Here is a 19,961-nt window from a genome sequence, read left to right as displayed (position 1 = left end):
ATTAGATACAGTACCTTCTCCTGTCTCTCAGCTCCGCCACCTTGGAGTCGTTCCAGCCGCCCGTACATGAGTCGCCGCTCCCGATGCGCTGGCAGTACCCCGTGATCCTCGAATAGTACTCCAGGTCCGCCCCGCTGGCGCCGCAGTTCGGGCACGTTTTTTGCAAGCCGCCGGACACGGTGGCGCAGTTCTTACAGGTCGTCAAATCCCTCGTGTAGTCAAACAGGCCCATGTTGGTGTGGCGGCAAAGCTTCTCGGTGAGGCTCATCAGGCCCTCCGGGTTAGGCGTCCCCTCGCCAAGGAATAGGTGAGTAATGTGGCCGCCATTACAAATAGGGTGGAACTCTCCCTCAAGCCTCGCCCTTTCAAACAGGGGCACGTCCGCGTCCACCTGAAGGTGAGAGCTGTTCGTGTAATAGACCGAATTAGGTGCGGCGCCGTTCACGAGGGCGCGGTCCCCGAACTCGCGGAGGTCCAGCTTGGCAAACCTCCCCGCCGTCGACTCTGCAGGCGACTGGGTGAGCGTCCAGCGCCAGCCCGTCGTCTCGGTCAGGAACTCGGCCCAGTCCCGCATGTATCTTATCAAGTCCATGCCGAAGTCGTATGCGTCCCTTGACTCGTGGAGGGCGCTTCCGACGTGAATCCTGGTGAACTCGTTCAGGCCGACAAACCCAACCGTATGCGTCAAATCCCTGAACTGGTAATACTCGTCGCCGCTCGCGCCCTTCTGGGTCAGGAACGGGAGGAGCTTATTCTTATACAGCCTCCTCTCGATGAGGTCGTGCTTTATCTCGAGGGACTCCCTTATCAGGCCGAGCCTCTGGTCCAGTATCTCAAAGGCCTTGTTGTCGTCCCCATTCGCCTCGATTGCAATTCTTGGTAAATTAATGGTGTTATAGTGGATGTTGCCCGTCCTCATGGTGCTATACCTGGGGTTCGGGTAGCCCTGCCTATCCGCCCAGTCTCCGCTCAACCGAGTCCTGCATCCCATGCTGTTGACCGCCTGGTGCTGCCACTTCGGCAGGAGGTTCAGTATATAAGGGGTGCCATACTTAGAGAACAGCTGGTGCACCTTTAATAACAGTTCGCGCTGCTCGGGGTCCTTAAAGGCGCTGTCCCTGACCTTGACGATTGTGTTGGGGAAAAGGTGCGGCTTGCCCCTGGCGTCCCCTTCCAGGAACACGTCCAGCAGGGCGTGGGTGAAGAGATGCATCTCGTCCTCGAAGTCCCCGTACTTTCCTACAACCTTGCCCTTCGGCCCTATCGCCGGCTCGTCCCTCAAGAACGGCGGCACGGTCAGCTCCAGGTTGATGTTTGAGAAGACCACCTGGCCGCCCCTGGCCACGTACTGCATGTTCATCTCGTAGACGAACGCCTGGGCGACCTGCTTGACCTCATCGTAGGACTTGCCCACGAAGAAGGGGGCCATGAACACGTTGAAATTGTCCAGCGATTGGCCGCCGGCCATGTTGGTCTGGCTGCTGGCGAGTATCTTGGCGGCGTGGAGCGCGGCCACCATGGCGTGCTTTGGCGGCGCCGCCACCGAGGTGTGGTTGCCCGTGCCGTCGACCCTGAGGCCGTTCGCGAAGAACCACGACAGGTCGTGCTGCAGGCAGTTCGGCCTTACAGCATAATAATCGGAGTCGTGCAGGTGGATGTCTCCTCTAAGGTGGGCGTCCGTGATGTGCCTTGGGAGGACCTTCACCAGCAGGTACTCCCTGAGGATCTGATCGCCCGCGAACTTGTGGATGGTCTCGGGGTTGTGGTGCAGGTTAGCGTTCTCCTTGCTGCCATGCTCTATTAGGTGGGTCACGTCGTAGACGGGCATGCCCAGCCTGGTATACTGGGAGCGCGCCTCTTCCAGGCCCTCCTCCAAAAGCTGGACCGTGACGACCTCGCGTATGAGCGGAGCGGTGAGGTAGCCGACCTTGAGCTTGCGCAGCTTTGCCTCGACCTCCCTGGAGATGTGGGCCGCCACTTCCTGGGTCAGGCCCGCCTCCTTTACTAGAGAATCCTCTATTAATTTCGGGTCGAAGCGCTCGAGAGTGCCCCTCGACGTCCTCACGAACATCTCGTGGGCCTGCTTGTACCTGAGCGCTGCCTCGGGGCTGCGCTGGTCGACCAGGTTTATCAATATGGTGCGCAGCGTCCTGGTTGACATGCCGTCGTATACCTTGTACTGTAGCTCGTCCGCGATCTCTGCCGCCGTCTTGTATGGCACGCCTGAACGTATGAGGCTAACGACTACCTTGTTGGGGTCGTATAGCTCTACCCTACCGTCTGACTTTATAACATATATGCTGCCATCTCGTGCCCTGCCCCCGTATGGCGTGGATGGGTTGCTTGTGCTATCTCTCGTATAATAGGCCATTTAACCATCCCTTTTTGTGGTGTGGGATATTTTACAGGAAGGTTTTTACTAACTATGTTATTATAACGTTGTACAGATATACTTATTCGCATATTCTAGAAATTGGTGGTTTATAAGTGGCGGCCAGTTAATCCCTCGCCCCGTAAAATAAACGCCATATGGCCGACGTACTCCGATGGTGAGTTTTATGAATGTCGTGACGATTGATGAGAAGTGCCTGGAGCGCATACGTAAGCTAGGGCTGCCGATGGTTAAAGATAATAACCCCTATGTAGTTTTAAGCGTCCGCGGTGACGGTGTCAGGGCATCCGAGAAGTGGAATGCAAAGATATACCGGGATAGCAGGGGGCGGCTTAAGCTGGTCACAGTTGACCTTAAGACGCTCATGGACATGCTGGAGGGCCAAGCTCCCGTGAAGAAGGCCCGTACCATATGGGTGGACGACGCGGGCTGGGGGTTTCCTCTGGGCGGCGTCATGATAGGCGCCACGGACGGCGTGCGGGTGGAAACAGCAGTGGTGCCCGTGGAGTGCTTCCAGGGGGAGCGGTTCAAGCGGAAAGAGTATTTAAAGCAAGCGGCGACGGCCACCCTCGGCCTGCTCGAGCGCCTCGGCGCCCGGCCGGAAGACACGCTGGTCGAGATATGCACTGGATACGTGAACGTCGGCTCCAAGGAAGCGCTCCGGAAGGCGGGGTACGACGTTAGGGTAGCCGAAATAGCCGGCCTCCTTCAGGAAGAGCTGGAGAAGAGGTTTGCCGAATACGTCAGGAAGCTGGGATATCCTGGTTACGTGGACCCCAAGACTACGCACGACTCGAAGGGGACCTTCGAGGGCATCGTGAAGTGGATAGAGGAGAGCCCTGAAGGGCGCATGAGGCTCGCCAAGACCGGCTGGAGACGCTTTAAGCGATAAAGCCATGCCTGGCGCAAATAACGTGGAATAAGGGCATTTTAATCGGCAGGACCGGCATAAAGTATTAAGGGGCTATCACGGATAGATCATAATGATAAAATTTATATACAAGAAAAACTAACAATATGTTAGCAAACGATTGGAGGTGTCTGATAATGGCCAGGTATATATGGGACCCATTCGAAGAATTAAGGAGAATGCAGGAACGGATGAGCAGGCTATTCGAGGAGCTGCCCGAGACGATCGGGCCCTCGCTACCGGTAAGCCCCGAGATGACCCAGATGCCCTACGTTGACGTCATGGAAAAGGGCAATGACGTTATAGTCACCGCGGACTTGCCGGGCGTCGATAAAAAGGACATAAAGATAAGCGTCAGGGGAGACGTGCTGGAGATCAGCGCCGAGAGAAAGATGGAGAGGGAGGAGAAGGAAAAGGGCTACCTTAGACACGAGCGTAGCTATAACAGGTTCTACCGCTCCATCAGGCTGCCCGCGGCCGTGGATAAGAGCAAGGCCAAGGCCACCCTCAACAACGGCGTGCTGGAGGTCACCCTGCCGAAGATTGAAAAGGCAGAGGTCAGCGAGATCCCCATCGTCTAAAAACGTTTTTAACTATTTTTTTGTAGGTCTTTTATCCTTTTAACGGCCTCCTCGGCCTCCGCGATGACTGGCCCAATGTTTCCTCCTTGATCCGCGAGCACGACGAGGAGGTTCCTCTCGTCCGCGCCCCTGACAAGGAGCCTGCGCTCGTCGATATCCACCACGAGCCTGCCCAGCTTGCCCTCCCCCAGGTTTTCAGCGGCGGCCTCTGCGGTGTTCAGGATGGTGGAAGCGGCGAAGGCGAGCTTCTCGCCTTGTACGCCCCCGGGGACGTCCGCCGACTTGAGGATGCCGCCCCTCGACACGATGGCCGCGGCCCTGACACCCTGCACCCTCTTAAGGTCGCTTATAACCACGTCGAACTTCTCATTCGGGCTGGAGCTCGGGCATTCGACCATCATGCCTATGAGCGTCTCGAGCGTCCTCTGCACCTCATGGCCGTTACTGGCGCAGATCCCCATAACAGGGACGTCTCCGGGCACATCCAGCTCGCCCCTTATATAGTCTGCATCCCCGGCGCCCGCCGCATCCTGCTTGTTGGCCACCACGATGTAGGGCACTCTCTCCTGCCTGACAGTACTAAGTATCTCCGCCGCGGTGTCGAAGTCCGGGTCCGCCGAGTCGACAATGACCACTATTCCCATGGCGTCGACGGCAAACGCTTTAAGCGTCGGGATGAAGGGCTTCTGGCCAGGAGTGCCGAACAGGTCCATCGAGAAACCTTTTATCGTGACCTGCGCGTGGTCGCCCGCAATGGTGGTACCCATCCTGTCCACAGACACGTACTTGCCCGCCGAGAGGGCTGCGGCGGTCCTCACGAAGGTGGACTTGCCAGACCCCTGGGGACCGGTGACGAGGATCTTGGGGATGTGGACGGTAATCCCGCCTGGCCTGGTTATCTTGAAGAGCGTGGGCCGCTCCGGAAGGCGGGCCCAGTCGCAGGAGTAGGGCTTAAAGTAATGCCCATATATCATGTCCTCCCCCAGCCCGCCCACCTGTACGGTGGCGTTGCACAGCCCATTCTTGACGTGCTCCACCAGCATCGGGTCATACCCGCGGTCCACGAAGTTGTAGACCACGATGCCTCCTCTGAGGACGGCCATCTTGTTCCACTTGCGCGCATGCCTCAGCACCGCCTCGCCGCCGCAGGAGCACTGGTCGAATAAGGCGGATAGGGAGGAAAACGTGAGCATGTCGCCGGGCGAGAGCATGTCAATTATCGAGGAGATGGCCTCATCGTAGGACTCTATGCTCTCCGGGTCCTTTACCGAGAAGCGCTCGCTTGAGGAGGCGCCCACGAGCGGCGAGTAGGCGTCGACGACCTCAAAACGCTTAGAATATTTCGACGTGTCCCAGCCGTACTCCTTGAAGGCCGCCCTTGCAACGTCCGGGCTGTAGCCGCTCGTGACATAGTAGCAGGTCTCATCATCGGCCAGGTTGGTGTAGACCATCTGCATGACGAACACGTCGCTCTCAGCCAGGGGCCTGCCGTAAAAGAGCACCGTCTTCCCTATCGGTATGCCCCCCATGAGGCAATCGTCGAGCGTAGGTATGCCCGTCTTCTTCACATTCCTGTTTATCATTCGATCACCTCCCCGAACCTGAACCAGGGCGTCGGCAGGGGCGTGAGGCGGACCGCCCTCACGTAGCAGGCGTCCTCGCCCTCCTTTAACTCCAGGGCTGCCCTGTAGAGCTGCCTTAGCGAGGCCATCGTCTTCTGGTCGTGCATGCCCTCATCGACCACGCCCACCGAGAGCCCGCCAGCGGCAAAAACTTTGCCGTTCAGCATGTGCAGGAAGCGGAATATCAGCTGTAGCGAGGAGTACATGAGTAGCGTCGAGAGGGAGTCGATGCATAGCCTCACCGGCCTGCCGCTGAACTCGGCCAGCAGCCTGCCAGTCCACACCCCCATGCCGGTGACGTCCCCGGGGCCGTTGACGTACTTAACGTTGGCCGAGTCAAGCCTATCCAGCCCCAGCGGCCGGGACATGCAGTCGACGACCCTCAAATTTTTCGTATTCCCATATGAGGCGAGCACGTTCTCGCCCGTCTCCATGGTCGGTATGAGGACCACTCCTTCGCCATCGTCCAGGCCCTGCCTTATCAGCGAATATACGATCGCTTCCTTGCCGCTTATCGACGGCCCCTCGACCAGTATGCCTATGCCACCGCTAACTCCATCGATGGCCGCGTCGAGCTCTTCCAGCCCCAGACGATATTTGTGCATGCAGCTCATTAACACTATGCAATTACACAGTATATATTTATTTCAGCGATATATAAAAGCGGCTTAGCCCTTGTGGGGACGAAAAATATTAACCCGTGAGTCGGGATAGTAAGCCCCCTTATGTTCATGGCCCGAAGGCCGACGGCATTCATCTAAGCGCTTCTACCGGGGCCAAGGGCTGGACTCCCTTCAGCGGCCCGCTCCAGCTTGCACCCGCAAGGATTCACCGTTTCATCGGCGCACGGGCGGCCTCATCGTATCCGAATCATAGCATTAACCCGGCTCCGTATCGTTTCTGTGCCATTGCCACGGCTCTCGCCGTATGCCCTTACGGGCATTTGCGTGTCCAGGTGGTGGGGGGACTTTCCTCACCTAAAAGGCGGCAGCCGTCCCTCCCCTCTCACGGGCATTGTTTTCATAAGACTTTGACATAGCCCCTATATAAAGATTTGGTGTCACGTTACTGGAAACCAAAGGCAAAATAGAAGCTAACGTGATCATACTCAATACAACGCTTAAAAGCCTATGCTAAGACGTGTACCTACGCATCTGGCCCACATACCTGGGCAGCCACGGAGGAAATCCTTCACACGTTTCCAGGCGAAAAGTCCTGGCGCATATCTCGGTATCCTCGATGGAGAAGCCCCTGCGTTTCGCATATACCGGGTAGCGCCGCCTGAGGCCATCGATGAATCGCCTTACTTTACCCTGCTCACCCTCCACCAGCGCCCCGAAGCAGGTCTCCTTCGTCCTCAGCCCGGCATCCCTGGCGTGAGCGGCAAGGTCCATCGCATACAGCCCCGCCTCGGTCAACGAGAACATCATCCACGTCTCTTCCATTATAAAAAAAGACGCAACGCATAGTTAAATACCGTTGCCGTTAAAAAATTGTCGCGGGCCAACCTTTATTTAAGCGAGAGAGGAAATAGACTATTATGAAAGTTCTTGCCCTCGCGGACCTGCATGGCAAATTCTTCAGGCTGGACGGCATAATAAAGAAGAGCGACCGGGTAGACCTCGTCGTAGTGGCGGGCGACCTGACGCACGGCGGGCCGCCCGAGAACGCGGTGAGGACCATAAGCATTCTAAAGCATTTCTGCAGGCACGTTTTGTGCGTGCCTGGCAACTGGGACCCGCCGGAGGTGAGACAGGCGATTGGCCAGTACGCCGTGAACCTTGAGGAGACCCCTAAAATTTATAACGATACCGAGTTCATGGGCCTCGGCGGCTCGAACCCGACGGGCAATAACACTCCATACGAGCTTTCGGAGGAAGAAATAGCGTACAGGCTTGATGTGTTGTTCAGCCACACGCCGGCCGCCAGAACCGTTTTAGTATCCCATGCCCCGCCCTTGAGCACGCTCGACATGACGCCCAAAGGCGCCATGGGCAGCTCCTCGCTGCGCAGCGCTCTCGACAAGGCCGACATAATAATATGCGGGCACATCCACGGGGCGAGGGGTAAGGTCAAGGACGGGGCCTGGGTCATCAACCCCGGGCACGCGGCGGAAGGCCAGGCCGCCATCGTGGACTTAGACACCATGGACGTCGTCTGGATAGATTCTGTCTTCTGAAAATAATTTACCTGGATTTTTTGGCACAGGCTTTCCCTTCTATCGTTCTCATGACCATAGATGAGCCCCATATAGTTATTCAGGGCTTTTTTAATATGATAACCTCTTCGGTTACCATGCGTTGCTCTATATGTGTATTCCCATTTCCAAAAGGCATCATACGTCTGTCCCTGTCGAGCTCTCGGGATTGTATTGTCTCTAATTGGAAACCTAGCGTCCGGGCAATATCGCCCAAGCACTGCGGTGTCTTGACATCTACGCCGCGCATAATTGACGTCCCAACGACAAGAATGGCATAATGGCCAGGGATAAGGACACGATACATTTCCCGCATTGCATCCCGCATCTCCATGTAATATTTCCGAAGCACGGCTTCCTTTTTCTTATCCTTGGCCATCAGACTACTTAGGATACTTTCAGTATATTCAGGCAGCATTTCCATCTTCATCTTTCCAGTAGCTTCATTGCCAATATATTTGCTACGCAATTTGCCTAATTTTCATTATTGTTATTATGGTTATGTGAGCGTATCTCGAATGTTATCGTTCGTGTTCTTACCGTCTCCTCTCTTTGCCTTATACTTTCTTGGCGTTCATTTGCCATATTACTTATTAAAGTCTGCTTTGGCCTTCATGCGCCCTACCCTTAAACGAAAGGTATATATCATAAAAACGTAATAAACTTTTTTGCAAAAAAATGTAACTAAAGAGGTGCTATGTTGAAAAGCGTTTGGGATTTTTTCAATGATGAGCGGGGCGTCGAGAACGCCATGTACAGTATCCTCATGATAGCCATCGTCGTCATAGTTGCGCTCATGATAGGCTCCCTCGTGCTGTCGAGGGGCGGGGAGCTGCAGGCGCTTTCGGGCACGCCGAAGGCAAGCCTGAGCGGGGTGCTTGAAAGCTCCCCTCCAACTTTGCGAATCAACCACGAGTCCGGGGACCCTATTGATATATCGAAGATTTCGCTCGCCGTGTTCAATGATGACGACATTTTGATTGGCACGACTAATGTGTCTAGCGATTCCGGGGTACTAAGCCCGGGCATGCAGTCATCTGCCATCACGCTGAACGGAAGCATCACGCCGGGCAACAGGTACACGGTTAAGGTGATAAGCACACAAACCAGGCAGCAGATAGGCATGATGGTGCTGGTGGCGCGCTGATGGACGACTCAGGGGTCGCCGACGCCTTCTACACTGTACTATCAATAGGCATAGTGCTCGTCGCGGCCATAGCCATCTCGGGCGCCGTGCTCTCCATGACGGCAAGGCAAGGAGAAGAGGCGAGCGTCGCGGTGATCTCTGACGGCGGAATGAAAAAAGGGATATACGCCTTTTACTACGCCGTCGACGCCGCTTCAAGCGATTATAATTCAGGCAACCCGGACGATATCGTATTCCAGAGGCTCGCGGCGGAGAAGGTCGAGGGCTGCATAGCCTTTAACTCCAGCACTGCGCCGCCAGGCGCCCCCGTGGCAAACGGGGCCGTGCTGTGGTCGGGCTACCTATACGTCCCATCTGAAGGCGAGTACACCCTGGAGCTCAGAAGCGAGGGCCAGGCATGGCTCTGGGCAGACGGCAAGGTGGCCAGCCCATCGAATGGCCAGTCAAAGCTGTTCACGCTAAAGCTTACGGGCGGCTACCACCCAGTAAAGGCCAAGTATTTTTATCGGGACCTCGGTACGGCGTCATGCTCGTTATGGTGGTACCAGGGGGGCCTAAGGGTCCCCGTGACAGCTCTCTACAGGTGACATCGATGCCTTTATGATGCCCTGCGCCTTATAGGCTTTGTATATCTAAAAACTGGAGCATTTAAAATGACGGTCCCACCATCCCCGCTTGTAGAGATATTTGGCGCAAACTCGTCCGCGCCATTGCTGGTATACCTCGTCTTCAACCATGGCAACGAGTTCACGATTTCGGACGTCTCCGACCGCTTAAAAATATCGAAGGCCAGGCTTAACAAGATGAAGGACGGCCTCTTAAAGTATAAGGTGATCCAGGAGACCAGGAAAGTGGGCAAGACCAGCTACTATCGGTATGACCGTAATAGTAAGATGGGCAAGCTTCTATATGAGCTGGTGTTCAATGCCGGGACCTCGGAGCATGCGGCCAACTTGGCCGCTGCCACCGCCACTCCCAGGAAGGACAGGGAGGACGGCGGAGGGAAGATAATCATAGCGTAGGCGTTGCCTTGTTGAATATGGCTGGCGATATAATAACGATGGTCTGGCGGATGGCTCTTTTATTAGATGCTGAATGGGAACGGAGCGAAGCCCCCATTCAGCCTCAAATAGAAGACGCGATGCCAAACCACCCATCCAGCAGCAGGCGTCAGGCTACATTACTGGCGGCCGGACCAGGAGCCTGTCAGCTTTTTTTCCAGGGCCAGCTTCCCCAGCAATTTATCTACCTCGGGGCTTAGCGGTTCAGGCCTGGCGTTAGCCAGCTCGGTCCCGGGCAGGGGCATGAAGCGGTGCGCCCGGACCTTGCCGCCTTCCTTCACGATGGAACTGATAAGCTCCAGGGTGAGGCGCTGATCCTCCTCCCGCTCCCCAGGCAGGCCAAAGATGAAGTCGACGACCGGCGTCAGGCCCGCGTCGCGCGCCCTCTCCACCGCTATCACGATATCAGCGGCTGAGTGGCCCCTATGTATGGCCCTGAGCATTCTATCGCTGCCCGATTGGCCCCCTAAATGCAGCTCCTTATTAGCGCAATAGGCATTTACGAGCTCCAGCATCCTGGCGGTGACGAACTCTGGCCTCACCTCCGAGGGGAACGTCCCGAAGTAGACGTTACCTGAAAGAGATCTAAGTAGTTTCTCTACGGCCTCATAGTTAGGCGTAATGCCATTAGAGCCGTAGGCGAAGGCGTTCGGGGACACAAAACGCTTATCCTCATAGTATTTGTCATATTTACAGATCGCCTCGACGCTCCTGTGCCTCATGTGGCGGCCAAAGAGCCCTGGGGTCTGGCAATATGCACATCCCCACGGGCACCCCCGCGTGATCTCGATGGGGCCATAGAGCGGGGGCTTGAAAGGCGGATATCTATCCAGGTCAGCCTCATCTCGCCTGCCCGTGAAGACGACCTTCCCCCGCTCTTTGAACGCTATGCCCTTAACGCTGGACACGTCTCGCCCTTCGCTTATGGCGGCCACCAGTTCGGGTAGCGTCTCCTCCCCCTCGCCAACCACAACGTAATCGAAGTGCTCCAGCGCTTCTTCGGGGCAGCCGGAGGGATGGGGGCCGCCGGCGATGAAAATGGTGTCGGTATTTGCCGCGTCGACCTCTGCATATACCTGGCGTGCCTGAGGCGATGCGAAGCTGTAGAGCATGATGCCGTCCACCGGCTGCCTGACTAGCCCAAAGTCTAGCACTGCTCTGAGCGCTGCTATGCTATAGCGGTTTTTCGGGTTCCATCGAAAGCTGACGCGGTGCATCACCCCATATTGCGGGCTTTCAACATTAAAACGTTATTGGGTATAAGTGCATTTCTCGGAATACATGCCTTTTATCAGTATATTATTAATATATTGTTTTTATATATTATATGGTCATATGTCCCGAAGGTACCTCGCCATCCTCATGGCCTTGCTGGCGATGGCCGCAGCAGGCTGCACGTCTGGCAAGGCGCCGCCCGAAAAGATGGGCGGAGAGGCCACGCCTTCCATATCAATTATCCCTGCTGAGCAAATGATGGGGCAGGTGCAGGCGCAAAAGCCCTTCGACCTCTCAAGGGTGAGGTGGGCGGAGTACGTGGTGGCCCCGGACCGTCATACAACGGTGAGGCTGGAGATAGATGGCATGGCGGCCGGCTCTAGCGTGAAGAAAATTGAAAGGACAGTAATGTCAAGCGACCCGTCATATATCAGAGTTTTTACTGGCGATGGTATTTTGAGAATGCGCGCCTCCCAAGCCACGTCAAGCATGGAGTCAAGCTGGCTCGCATCCTTTGAGCAGCTTAAAAAAGACGACCCCGTGTTGTCCGCAGACGATATAACGGGCACCCCATCGGGCTCAGAGACTGTTAGCGTACCGCTAGGGATGTTCAGCTGTAATGTATATGAGGGCGGCTTCAATGGCTCGGATGCGGCTTACTGGGGCGCGCCAGGCATCCCGGTCCCCATAAAGGTACACACGGCATGCGACGACGCAACCCTCGAGCTGTCGGGCTGGGGCTGAAGCCGCTCACCCCAGCATCCATTGCGCCAGGTATGGCGCCATGAAGGTGAAGATTATCGAGGCGAGCAGCGTCACGGCAAACCCGTTCACTATGGCTTTCGAGACGCGCTCGGCCACCTCTGTATCCTTTATGAACCTGCCCATGAACGTCCGCGTGGCCTCGCGGAAGATGTGGCCCCCGTCTAGCGGAATCATGGGGAGGCAGTTGAAAAGGCCCACGTTGAAGTTGAGCCAGCCTATCCAGAACAGGCACTCGGCCAAGCCGTACACGAGCGCGCCAAACGAGGCCGCCCACCCAACCGGCTGGTAAAGGCTTGAGAACTCTCCCTGGAATATGCTGAAGCCCGGGTCGTCCCCGTTGAACTGAAGGACCGGGAGGATCATGATGCGAAGCCAGCCCGACGCCGAGAATGGCATGCTCCTCAGGCCCTCGAGGTACCACTTTGCGAACTGGCCCACGCTGAGGCCTATGGGGTTATCCGTAGAGTACACGCCGATCTGGCCATGTCCCCCTGCGCCCTGCCCGAGGACCACCGTGAAGTTAGCTATCGTGCCATTCACGTCAGCCATGGTGAGCGTGGCCTGCTGCCCCGGCAGCGTGTGGTTCATGTACTCAGAAAAACCGGTCGTGTTGTACACGGGCGTGCCGTTGATGGCGACGAGCCTCATGTTGGGCTTTATGCCCGCCTGCTTCGCAGGGTAGGCGTCATCGTCCATCACGCCGACGATGTAAACTCCGTCGGTGCCGTTCACGGGCACCGTGTAGTTTACCTCTTTATTATTCAATAGCCCCGAGATGGTAACGCTATTATTCCCGATGGCGTGCAGGAGAGCGTTAAGCTGGTACACGCTCGTGACGGGCGTGCCGTCTATTGATGTGATTATCATGTTGGGCTTTATGCCGGCAAGGTCCGCCGGGCTTCCCGGGGCCACTTCGTATACCACGACGTCCGTGCCCGTGGCGGCGATGGCTCCGAGCACCGGGCCGAAGAGCAGCGCGAAGGCGACGAAGGCGACGATGAAGTTGGCGATGACGCCCGCGCCCAGGATGTTGACGAACTGCCGGGGGGACGCCTTTCTCTTCCCCTCGCCAGGCGCCTTCGTCTCCATGGGCCCGATTATGTCCGAGGTCGTGCCCTCGCTCTTTGTCCCGAACAGCTCTTCCTCGTCTATCTCGGCGAACGCTCCTATGGGTACGGGCATGAGCATCAAGCCAAGCGAGTTGACCCTGATGCCCTCAACCTTGGCCAGGATAGCGTGGGAGAACTCATGGGCTATCAGGGCGACTATCAGGGCGACCCAGCCCCACCAGAACGGGATGAACTGGTTCAGCCCCGGGATGGCTAAGATGTTCTGGGGCGAGTTTGCCGGCCCCGGCGGGGGCAGGTCCTGCATCCTCAGGAGCATCCATACGTCCATGCCGACCAGCGTCACCAGCATTATAACCATTGACGCTATCACCACGGGCATGCCAAGCAGCGTTAAAGCCCTCCATAATCCCTTTGGCCTTGCCATCCAGTCCAGCAATTTCTGTCCCTTGAAGGTCCGTATCATCACTATCGGCCCGATGGCGGTCATGTTATGCTTTTTAAGGATGCCCGCCCTGTCGAGGTCGGTTATGATGAGCCACCATATGGCGAAGACGATGAACGCGGCGATCCAGATAAGGTCTACCAAACTCGCGACTCTCCATAAGTATTATATAAGCACGGCTCGAGTTAAATCCTGGTAATAGATGTTCTCGGTAGTATATATAATTTGTAGGGACATGGAAGAGGCGGGCCGTATAGCCAGGGCGCTGGTTGAGGAGAGGCTTGTGGCCTGCGCCAACTGCGACGTGGTCAGATCGGTTTATCGCTGGGGCGGGCGCATCGAGGAGGACAGCGAGGTATCCATTGTCTGTAAGACCACGACCGATAGGGTGCCCGAGGTCGTCAAGCGCGTGAAAGAGATGCATAGCTATGAGCTTCCGTGCATCACGTGGTGGAGCCTCGATGGCGGATACCAGCCCTACCTCGACTGGGTGAGGGAGGAGACCCTTCCAGGGCATGAGACGAAAGGCCGCTGAGATGGGGCCGAGGCGGGAGGTCGCCTACGGGCCGGAGACGTGGGAGCTTTTAAGGGCGCTGCGAGAGAGGGCCATATCCGTTTTGAAGGCGCTGAGGGGCCACGATATCGAGGCGTCAGTATTCGGCAGCGTGGCGAGGGGGGACGTCAGGCCGGGGAGCGACGTGGACATATTCATCCCTGCCATGGTGAGCTCTATCAGGGTTGGCCTGGCCCTGGAAGGCCAGGTAAGGGAGAGAAGCGTCGTGCAGGCCACGCCCAGGGCGCTCGTCAAGGCGCTCTTCGTGCTGGATGACGGCACGAGCGTCATATTCCCGCTCATACAGCCCCGGCAGACTGAGCTCGAGTTCTACAGGTTTGGGGGCGAGATGGGGCTGGAGGGCATTTTGAAGGGTGAGCGGGCGTGCGGGGTCGATAAGCGGCTCATGTTCATAGAGCCTACCCCCTGGGGCCACATCGAGACGCCCCTGTCTGACCTTTCGCCCGGGTGGGTGGCGAAAAAGATAGGGGTTGGCCAGGCCATAGTGGAAGAGCGCATGAGGGTGCTAGAACGAAGGGCCGAGGTTGGCCGCACCGGAATATACCTCCAAAGGCCACTCGCCCCTGACGAGGCGCCGGAGCAGGTTCTATCGCAGCTGGCGTACGAGGACCCTGCGCTAAGAAGAAGAATCCAAAAATAAAAAAATAACAAGAAAAAAGATAATAAACGCTTTACTTAAGCTTATCAGACAGCGACCTTAGCTTCTGGATGTTCTCGAGGTGGAGCTGAGCCTCTTCCCTCTTGCGCTCTTCAAGCATGGAGATTATATCCGTGATGCTGGTTGCCAGCTTGTAGCACTTCAGCGGCCTGCCCTTACCCTCTTTCTTGATCTCCCGCTCTTCCACCCAGCCCTGGTCCCTGAGCTCACGCATCACTATGCTAACCTCTGGCTGCCTCAGGTCCGCGCCAAGCTCGATGTCCCTGCTGATCGTCTCCTCCACGTTCGCCAGGTAAACGAGCGTCTTGGCCACGTTTCGCTTTAGGCCGACGTTCACTAAAGTCTCAACGAATTCCTTGTCCTTCTCATCAAGTACCGGTACCGTTAATTTTTTCATCCGATCCACCTCGATCGATAAATTTTTTCTAATTTACGACAATTTATTAATATGGGCTAATAATAACAGTCTTGATTTATATACTTTATCCTTATAATTGGTTATTTATTAAGGGTTTGTGTAAATAAATATTTATTGTTTTTATTTAAAATATAACCTTTTTTAATATTACCTGTTTTTGGAGAGTTTATACCCCTTCTTTAAATATAAATGTTTTGCTTAATAACCCATCCATATTACAGCCTTTATGGATGGGGTGGGTAATTTTTTATTTATATTTTTCATATCTTTGTTTGGCGTCCTATGAAAGCCCGCGTGTATTATTCGGACGACTTTTTAAGGCATGATTGGCCAGGCCATGTGGAGCGTAGGGAGAGGCTGGAGGCGACCATGTCGAGGCTGAGAGGGGGCGTGCTGGCAGAAAAGGTTGAGGTGGTGGAGCCTCGCCCTGCTACTGCTGATGAAGTGGGGTCTGTCCACGCGCCCTGGTACGTGAGATACATACTGGAGCATGGAGAGGGCATGCTCGACCTCGATACGTACATGAGCGAGGGGTCGGCGATTGCCGCGCTTAGGGCCGCGGGCGCCGCGGTCGAGGGGGTGGACGAGGCGCTTTCCGGCAGAAGGCTTGTCGTGGGCATGGTCAGGCCCCCGGGCCACCACGCCTTACCGGCGCAGGCCATGGGCTTCTGCCTTTTCAATAACGCCGCCATTGGTGCGAAGCACGCTTTGAGGAGGGCGGGTAGGGTGCTCATCATCGACTGGGACGTTCACCACGGCAACGGCACCGAGCTTGTTTTCTATGATAACCCGCGTGTGTTGTATTTCTCGGTTCACCAGTCTCCGCTCTTTCCGGGCACCGGGGCCGCGCCTGATGCCGGAGTCGGGGAGGGGGAGGGCTTCAACGTGACCCCTCCCCGCCGGGTCGACGGACGCGGACTACGCTGAAGCCTTCGGCAGGATACTCCTGCCCATCATGGATGACTATGGGCCAGGCCTGGTAATCGTGTCAGCGGGCTACGACCCCCACTATGCAGACCCTATAGCTGATATGAGGATGACTGAGGCGGGGTTCTACGCCCTGGCATCCATGGTGAGAGGCGGCTCAAAAAATGCCAGCATCGTGGTGATGCTTGAAGGGGGGTATTCGCTGGAGCACCTCCCCTCAAGCGTTGAGGCCTCTCTCCTCGGGCTCATGGGGGAGCCTTACGATTATAGGGCGAGTGAGGAAAAGACAGGCGCGGCGGCGGAGCGCATCGCGGAGGCCCTTGAAGTGCAGAGAAAGTATTGGAGGCTCTAGCGGCGTGGGGCGTGCAGGAACTGCGCCAGGTACGCCGCGAACTCGGGGCCGAGCTCAAGGGCGTCCACGTTGAGCAGTATATCAAACCCTCCTGCTATGGAGGCGGCCACGTGCTTCCCCAGGCCGCACGATTTCAGCCCATCCCTTATGAGGTCGGCGGCGTTCTCGTACCTCCGTGGCAGGTCCACTGCGTATCGGCAGCCCATGACGTAAGCCTCGGGGTACTTCTCCCTGAACCTTTCGCTGTGCTCCCTCTCCTGGAGGGGCGGCCCCATGTGGCGCTCGATGGCGGGCAGGCGCCAGACGAGCATTTCAAGCACGACCGCGCTCCTGCCGTTCGACCAAACACCGCTCCTGTACACCTTGAACTCGTGGCGCTCGAGCAGCCTGACGATGGAGGCCTCGGCCTTACGTAGCTGGGGATACAGGGTGTCCTCGACGACGTCGGGGGTCTTGAACGTGACCGCGATGAGAAGCGTGCCCCTGGATGCCAGGAGGCCCTCAAGCTCGCCTTTCTTTATCGGCACATAGGGCGGGGGGAAGAAGTGGTCGAGCGATGGGGATGCTATAAACCTTCTACATGCGTCGATGAACTCGCAGAGCTTTTGCTCGGATAGCGCCGCTGCCACGTTCCGGCCAGGGTCCACCGGGTCTATGACCACGAGCGGCTCTTTATGCTCTATCCCGTTGACAAGGCCCTCTATGTCAATAATCGTCCCCGGCCTGAAATTTGCGCCGTGCTGTACGACGCCCATGAAGGACCCGTACTTTATCACTAAAAGCTCGCAAAGGTATCCTGAGAAACCCTGCGTCCGAAGCTCGGACCCGTAGACCCCGGCGCCCCTGGTGAACTGCTTCAGCAATCTCACCTGATCGTGGAGGCCGTCGATGTGCCTCATCACGTACTCGTTATGGAAAGGGCTCCGGTCCACCGCCGACTGGATGTGGGCCGCGTCCTTCACCCTGTAGCACGGCACGAGGTCGACGTCGAGGCCCTTGTAGGAGGCCGTCACGTATGGGTGCTCGGCGTAGCGCTCCTCATGCATCGGGGAGATTGCCTTCGCCAGCCTTAGGCCGTCCTCTTCCAGCCTCTCCCTCGGCGTATCCGCTGGAAACATGAGGAAGATGTCGATGTCCTTCTTCCCCCTGAGCCAGGTGCCCCGCGCCGTGGAGCCTACGTGGATGGCGTAGACGTCGAGCCCGCTTTTCCTTGCCTCGGCGTCTACCTTTTCTATTACCTCCCGGGCGACCGCCTTCATGTGGCGCTCCTCCTCCTCGGAGGGCCTGACCCTGGCGAGCGCCTCGTCCAGTATCTCAGCGAGCAAGCTTGATCTCCTTTAAAACGTCGTATTTCGGCCCGTTAGGCCCCAGCGTGCTCTTCATCAGGCAAATCGAGTCCACGTACATGCTCCCCGCGTCATAGTCCTTGTACTTTTCGAAGAGCTGAGGGAGTTTCTGCTTCTGCTCCGGGGTAGGAAACTTCACCCGGCCTATGGTGACGTGTGGCTCGAACCTTCCCTCCCTTTTGAATCCGAGGCCCTCCATGAGTCCCTCGACCTGCTCGTTTAGCCCGTTAAAATCGCCCTGCGCGCCTATCCATATGACGCGGGGGCTCCTCGTGTTCGGGAACCCTCCCAGGGACCTGAACCCTGCCAGGAACGGCTTTACTGTGACGTTTTTTAGCGCTGCCTCGATGTCGCCCACCATGCTTTCCTCTATGTTCCCTAAGAACTTGAGCGTGACGTGTACCATCTCCGGCTCGACGAGCCTGATTCCTTTGATGTTAAAGCTTTGCTCCACCTCGCCAATCTTCCTGTGTATTTCGGGGGTGAGGTTTACTGAAATGAACGCGCGTATCATCCTGGTATTAGTCGCGCCTCCCGGTAAAAAAAGCTTATTGGTTAAAGGTATTTAAGAAGGCTTTCGTATGGTAGGGCGTTAAGTGCCTTATTTTTGGGGGCCCAGCCACGCCTGGCGTTATACACGCCATACTCAATGAAGCCGAGCTCCTGAAGCGAGTGGGCATCGGTGTTTATGGAGATGAGCGCCCCGGCCCCGACGGCCTTCCGGACGTTCTCATCGCTAAGGTCAAGCCTGTCAGGATATGCGTTTACCTCGAGCACCTTACCATTAGCTACCGCTAAGTCAATCATCCTATCCACGTCAACCATGGCGGCCTCCCTCCGGCCGATGATCCGCCCTGTGGGATGGCCGAGTATGGTCACGTAGGGGTTCTCAAGGGCGCTGAAGACCCGCCAGGCGATGTCGTCCTGCCGCAGGCCCTTATGGACCGACGCCACCACGATGTCAAGCTCCTCGAGAACGTCGTCCGGCAGGTCCAGCGACCCATCGGCCATGACGTCCACCTCGCACCCTTTCAATATGGTAAAGCCCTCCAGGTTTTCGTTCAGCCTGTCTATCTCCTCCATCTGCTCCCTCAGCCTCTCCACGCTCAGCCCGCTGGCCACGGTGAGGGAAGGCGAGTGGTCGCAGATGGCGACATACTCATAGCCCCTGGCGCGGGCGGCCATGGCTATATCATGAATGGAGTTAGCCCCATCGCTCCAGCTTGAGTGGACGTGGAGGTCGCCCCTGATGTCCTTTAACTCGACCAGGTCGGGCAGGGCGTGCTCCGCTGCAGCTCTCACCTCTCCCCGCCCCTCCCTGAGCTCAGGGGGTATGTAATCAAGGCCCAGCGCCCCGTAAAGGTGCCTCTCCACGGCGATCTTCCTTTGCTCCAGGTTGACCGCGTCCATGAGGCCCTCGTGGCTGAGGCTGAACCCCAGCCCCGCCGCGTACTCGACCAGCTCTTCAAGGTGCTTCTCCGAGCCCGTGTCGAAAGCCATGTGGAGGCCCCAGCTTTCCGGGTCAACCACCTCCAGCGTGGCGGGGACCCGGTAGCGGGTGGCCACCTTCACCTTATTCGCCGATGCCAGCTCGACCGTCGAGACTATGGGCGAGCTGATAAAGCAATCGATGGCCCTCTCCGGCTCCTCCGACAGGCATATAATGTTCACGTCTGACACCAGCGGTGCCCAGCGCCTCACGCTCCCCACCACTTCCACGCGCTCGAGACCGCAGCCCTTTAGATGCTCGAGGAGCTCCCTCGCCACCTCGCGTGCCCTGTATAGGGGGAGCCTCGTCTCCGCCTCCATGCGCTGGTACCGCTCGATGGAGTCCAGTATCCTGCGCTCGACGCTCTCCCCCATGCCCTTAAGCTTACGGATGCGGTGTTCGCGTGCGGCCTGCTTGAACTCCTGGATGGTGGTGGCCCCCAGAGCCTTATGGACCTTTATGGCAGTCTTTCGGCCTATTCCTGGCACCTCCATGACCTCGAATAGCTCTGAGGGGATTTCCTTTTTTAGGGCTTCGTATAGGCTGCTTCGTCCGGTCTCTATTAATTCTGTGATGAGGTCGCCAATGCCCTTGCCAACCCCCGGTATCTCCTGTAGCCTGCCCTCCCTGTAATACACGTTTATGTCGCCCTTTAGTGCTTCTACTCCATGTGCGGCCTTCCTGTATGCCCTGACCCTGTATGTGTCCTCGCCCTCTAGCTCGAGTAGCCTTGCGATGTCTGCCAGGATTGCCGCTACCTCATGGTTGTCCATCTATCCTTTGCTCCCCCTGTTG

20 protein-coding genes, 1 other RNA gene and 1 pseudogene are annotated in these 19,961 nt (G+C 57.0%); 10 read left to right on the top strand and 12 right to left on the bottom strand.

Annotated elements, in window-relative coordinates; all coding sequences use genetic code 11:
* Position 1: 1 nt before the first annotated feature.
* Positions 2–2,371, bottom strand: a complete 2,370-nt coding sequence (nrdD, locus tag MTC_RS03945) for an anaerobic ribonucleoside-triphosphate reductase (protein WP_014405387.1) — start codon at positions 2,369–2,371, stop codon at positions 2–4.
* Between the two features lie 187 nt (positions 2,372–2,558).
* Here nrdD and MTC_RS03940 point away from each other — a divergent pair, with 187 nt between their 5' ends.
* Together MTC_RS03940 and MTC_RS03935 are read left to right on the top strand one after the other, a co-directional pair.
* Positions 2,559–3,284 carry a hypothetical protein gene (locus tag MTC_RS03940; RefSeq protein WP_014405386.1) on the top strand — a complete coding sequence of 242 codons (726 nt, stop codon included), beginning with the start codon at positions 2,559–2,561 and terminating at the stop codon, positions 3,282–3,284.
* Positions 3,285–3,439: 155 nt separating this feature from the next.
* Positions 3,440–3,883: an Hsp20/alpha crystallin family protein gene (locus MTC_RS03935; protein ID WP_014405385.1), complete on the top strand. Its 444-nt coding sequence runs from the start codon at positions 3,440–3,442 to the stop codon at positions 3,881–3,883.
* Between the two features lie 8 nt (positions 3,884–3,891).
* Here the strand turns inward: MTC_RS03935 and MTC_RS03930 are convergent, their stop codons facing one another.
* The 4 genes from MTC_RS03930 to MTC_RS03920 all read right to left on the bottom strand — a co-directional run bounded on the left by MTC_RS03930 (position 3,892) and on the right by MTC_RS03920 (position 6,950).
* Positions 3,892–5,466 (bottom strand): ATPase domain-containing protein, encoded by a 1,575-nt coding sequence (locus MTC_RS03930; RefSeq protein ID WP_014405384.1) that lies wholly within the window; start codon positions 5,464–5,466, stop codon positions 3,892–3,894.
* Positions 5,463–6,119, bottom strand: coding sequence for an RAD55 family ATPase (locus MTC_RS03925; RefSeq protein WP_014405383.1), 657 nt, complete (start codon positions 6,117–6,119; stop codon positions 5,463–5,465). The genes MTC_RS03930 and MTC_RS03925 overlap by 4 nt, the downstream gene beginning before the upstream one ends.
* Before the next feature lie 88 nt (positions 6,120–6,207).
* Positions 6,208–6,512, bottom strand: an RNA gene (gene rnpB / locus MTC_RS12735) — RNase P RNA component.
* Positions 6,513–6,638: 126 nt separating this feature from the next.
* Positions 6,639–6,950, bottom strand: a complete 312-nt coding sequence (locus tag MTC_RS03920) for a DUF2102 domain-containing protein (protein WP_143767061.1) — start codon at positions 6,948–6,950, stop codon at positions 6,639–6,641.
* A gap of 95 nt (positions 6,951–7,045) precedes the next feature.
* Between MTC_RS03920 and MTC_RS03915 the strand changes: the two genes are divergently transcribed.
* Positions 7,046–7,684, top strand: coding sequence for a metallophosphoesterase family protein (locus MTC_RS03915; protein ID WP_014405381.1), 639 nt, complete (start codon positions 7,046–7,048; stop codon positions 7,682–7,684).
* A gap of 79 nt (positions 7,685–7,763) precedes the next feature.
* Here the strand turns inward: MTC_RS03915 and MTC_RS03910 are convergent, their stop codons facing one another.
* Entirely contained in the window at positions 7,764–8,132 is a 369-nt protein-coding gene (locus tag MTC_RS03910; protein WP_048188973.1) for a hypothetical protein, read from the bottom strand.
* Positions 8,133–8,399: 267 nt separating this feature from the next.
* On the opposite strand from MTC_RS03910, the gene MTC_RS03905 reads away from it, so the two are divergent.
* The 3 genes from MTC_RS03905 to MTC_RS03895 all read left to right on the top strand — a co-directional run bounded on the left by MTC_RS03905 (position 8,400) and on the right by MTC_RS03895 (position 9,871).
* Entirely contained in the window at positions 8,400–8,849 is a 450-nt protein-coding gene (locus tag MTC_RS03905) for a type IV pilin (protein WP_014405380.1), read from the top strand.
* The gene (locus MTC_RS03900; protein ID WP_014405379.1) at positions 8,849–9,436 is read left to right on the top strand and encodes a PA14 domain-containing protein; all 588 of its coding nucleotides are present in this window, start codon (positions 8,849–8,851) and stop codon (positions 9,434–9,436) included. The genes MTC_RS03905 and MTC_RS03900 overlap by 1 nt, the downstream gene beginning before the upstream one ends.
* Positions 9,437–9,502: 66 nt before the next feature.
* Complete coding sequence (locus tag MTC_RS03895) at positions 9,503–9,871, top strand: hypothetical protein (protein ID WP_014405378.1); 369 nt, start codon at positions 9,503–9,505, stop codon at positions 9,869–9,871.
* A 158-nt stretch (positions 9,872–10,029) separates the two neighbouring features.
* On the opposite strand, the gene MTC_RS03890 is transcribed toward MTC_RS03895, so the two are convergent.
* A complete protein-coding gene (locus tag MTC_RS03890; RefSeq protein WP_014405377.1) occupies positions 10,030–11,127 on the bottom strand; it encodes a TIGR04013 family B12-binding domain/radical SAM domain-containing protein in 1,098 nt (365 codons plus the stop codon).
* A 118-nt stretch (positions 11,128–11,245) separates the two neighbouring features.
* Between MTC_RS03890 and MTC_RS03885 the strand changes: the two genes are divergently transcribed.
* The gene (locus MTC_RS03885; RefSeq protein ID WP_014405376.1) at positions 11,246–11,869 is read left to right on the top strand and encodes a hypothetical protein; all 624 of its coding nucleotides are present in this window, start codon (positions 11,246–11,248) and stop codon (positions 11,867–11,869) included.
* A gap of 6 nt (positions 11,870–11,875) precedes the next feature.
* Here the strand turns inward: MTC_RS03885 and MTC_RS03880 are convergent, their stop codons facing one another.
* A complete protein-coding gene (locus tag MTC_RS03880; RefSeq protein ID WP_014405375.1) occupies positions 11,876–13,546 on the bottom strand; it encodes a site-2 protease family protein in 1,671 nt (556 codons plus the stop codon).
* A gap of 58 nt (positions 13,547–13,604) precedes the next feature.
* Here MTC_RS03880 and cutA point away from each other — a divergent pair, with 58 nt between their 5' ends.
* Positions 13,605–13,937 carry a divalent-cation tolerance protein CutA gene (gene cutA / locus MTC_RS03875; protein ID WP_014405374.1) on the top strand — a complete coding sequence of 111 codons (333 nt, stop codon included), beginning with the start codon at positions 13,605–13,607 and terminating at the stop codon, positions 13,935–13,937.
* Entirely contained in the window at positions 13,918–14,616 is a 699-nt protein-coding gene (locus MTC_RS03870) for a nucleotidyltransferase domain-containing protein (RefSeq protein ID WP_048188970.1), read from the top strand. Before cutA ends, MTC_RS03870 begins: the two co-directional genes overlap by 20 nt.
* Before the next feature lie 31 nt (positions 14,617–14,647).
* On the opposite strand, the gene MTC_RS03865 is transcribed toward MTC_RS03870, so the two are convergent.
* Positions 14,648–15,031, bottom strand: coding sequence for a transcriptional regulator (locus MTC_RS03865; RefSeq protein WP_014405372.1), 384 nt, complete (start codon positions 15,029–15,031; stop codon positions 14,648–14,650).
* Between the two features lie 303 nt (positions 15,032–15,334).
* Here MTC_RS03865 and MTC_RS13770 point away from each other — a divergent pair.
* Positions 15,335–16,331 (top strand): annotated as a pseudogene (locus MTC_RS13770) (histone deacetylase family protein).
* Here MTC_RS13770 and cca read toward each other — a convergent pair.
* From cca to polX, 3 genes are read right to left on the bottom strand one after another with little or no spacing between them, the layout of a single operon-like run.
* Entirely contained in the window at positions 16,328–17,656 is a 1,329-nt protein-coding gene (gene cca / locus MTC_RS03855; RefSeq protein WP_014405371.1) for a CCA tRNA nucleotidyltransferase, read from the bottom strand. The pseudogene MTC_RS13770 and the gene cca sit on opposite strands and share 4 nt — an antisense overlap.
* On the bottom strand, positions 17,646–18,191 hold the full coding sequence (thpR, locus tag MTC_RS03850; protein ID WP_014405370.1) for an RNA 2',3'-cyclic phosphodiesterase: 546 nt from the start codon (positions 18,189–18,191) through the stop codon (positions 17,646–17,648). The genes cca and thpR overlap by 11 nt, the downstream gene beginning before the upstream one ends.
* A gap of 41 nt (positions 18,192–18,232) precedes the next feature.
* Complete coding sequence (gene polX / locus MTC_RS03845; RefSeq protein ID WP_014405369.1) at positions 18,233–19,939, bottom strand: DNA polymerase/3'-5' exonuclease PolX; 1,707 nt, start codon at positions 19,937–19,939, stop codon at positions 18,233–18,235.
* Positions 19,940–19,961: the final 22 nt, after the last annotated feature.

The organism is Methanocella conradii HZ254 (genome assembly GCF_000251105.1).
Taxonomy (GTDB): Archaea; Halobacteriota; Methanocellia; order Methanocellales; family Methanocellaceae; genus Methanocella; species Methanocella conradii.
The sequence above is the reverse complement of the archived record's forward strand: the minus strand, read 5'-3'. Positions and strand labels throughout refer to the sequence as shown.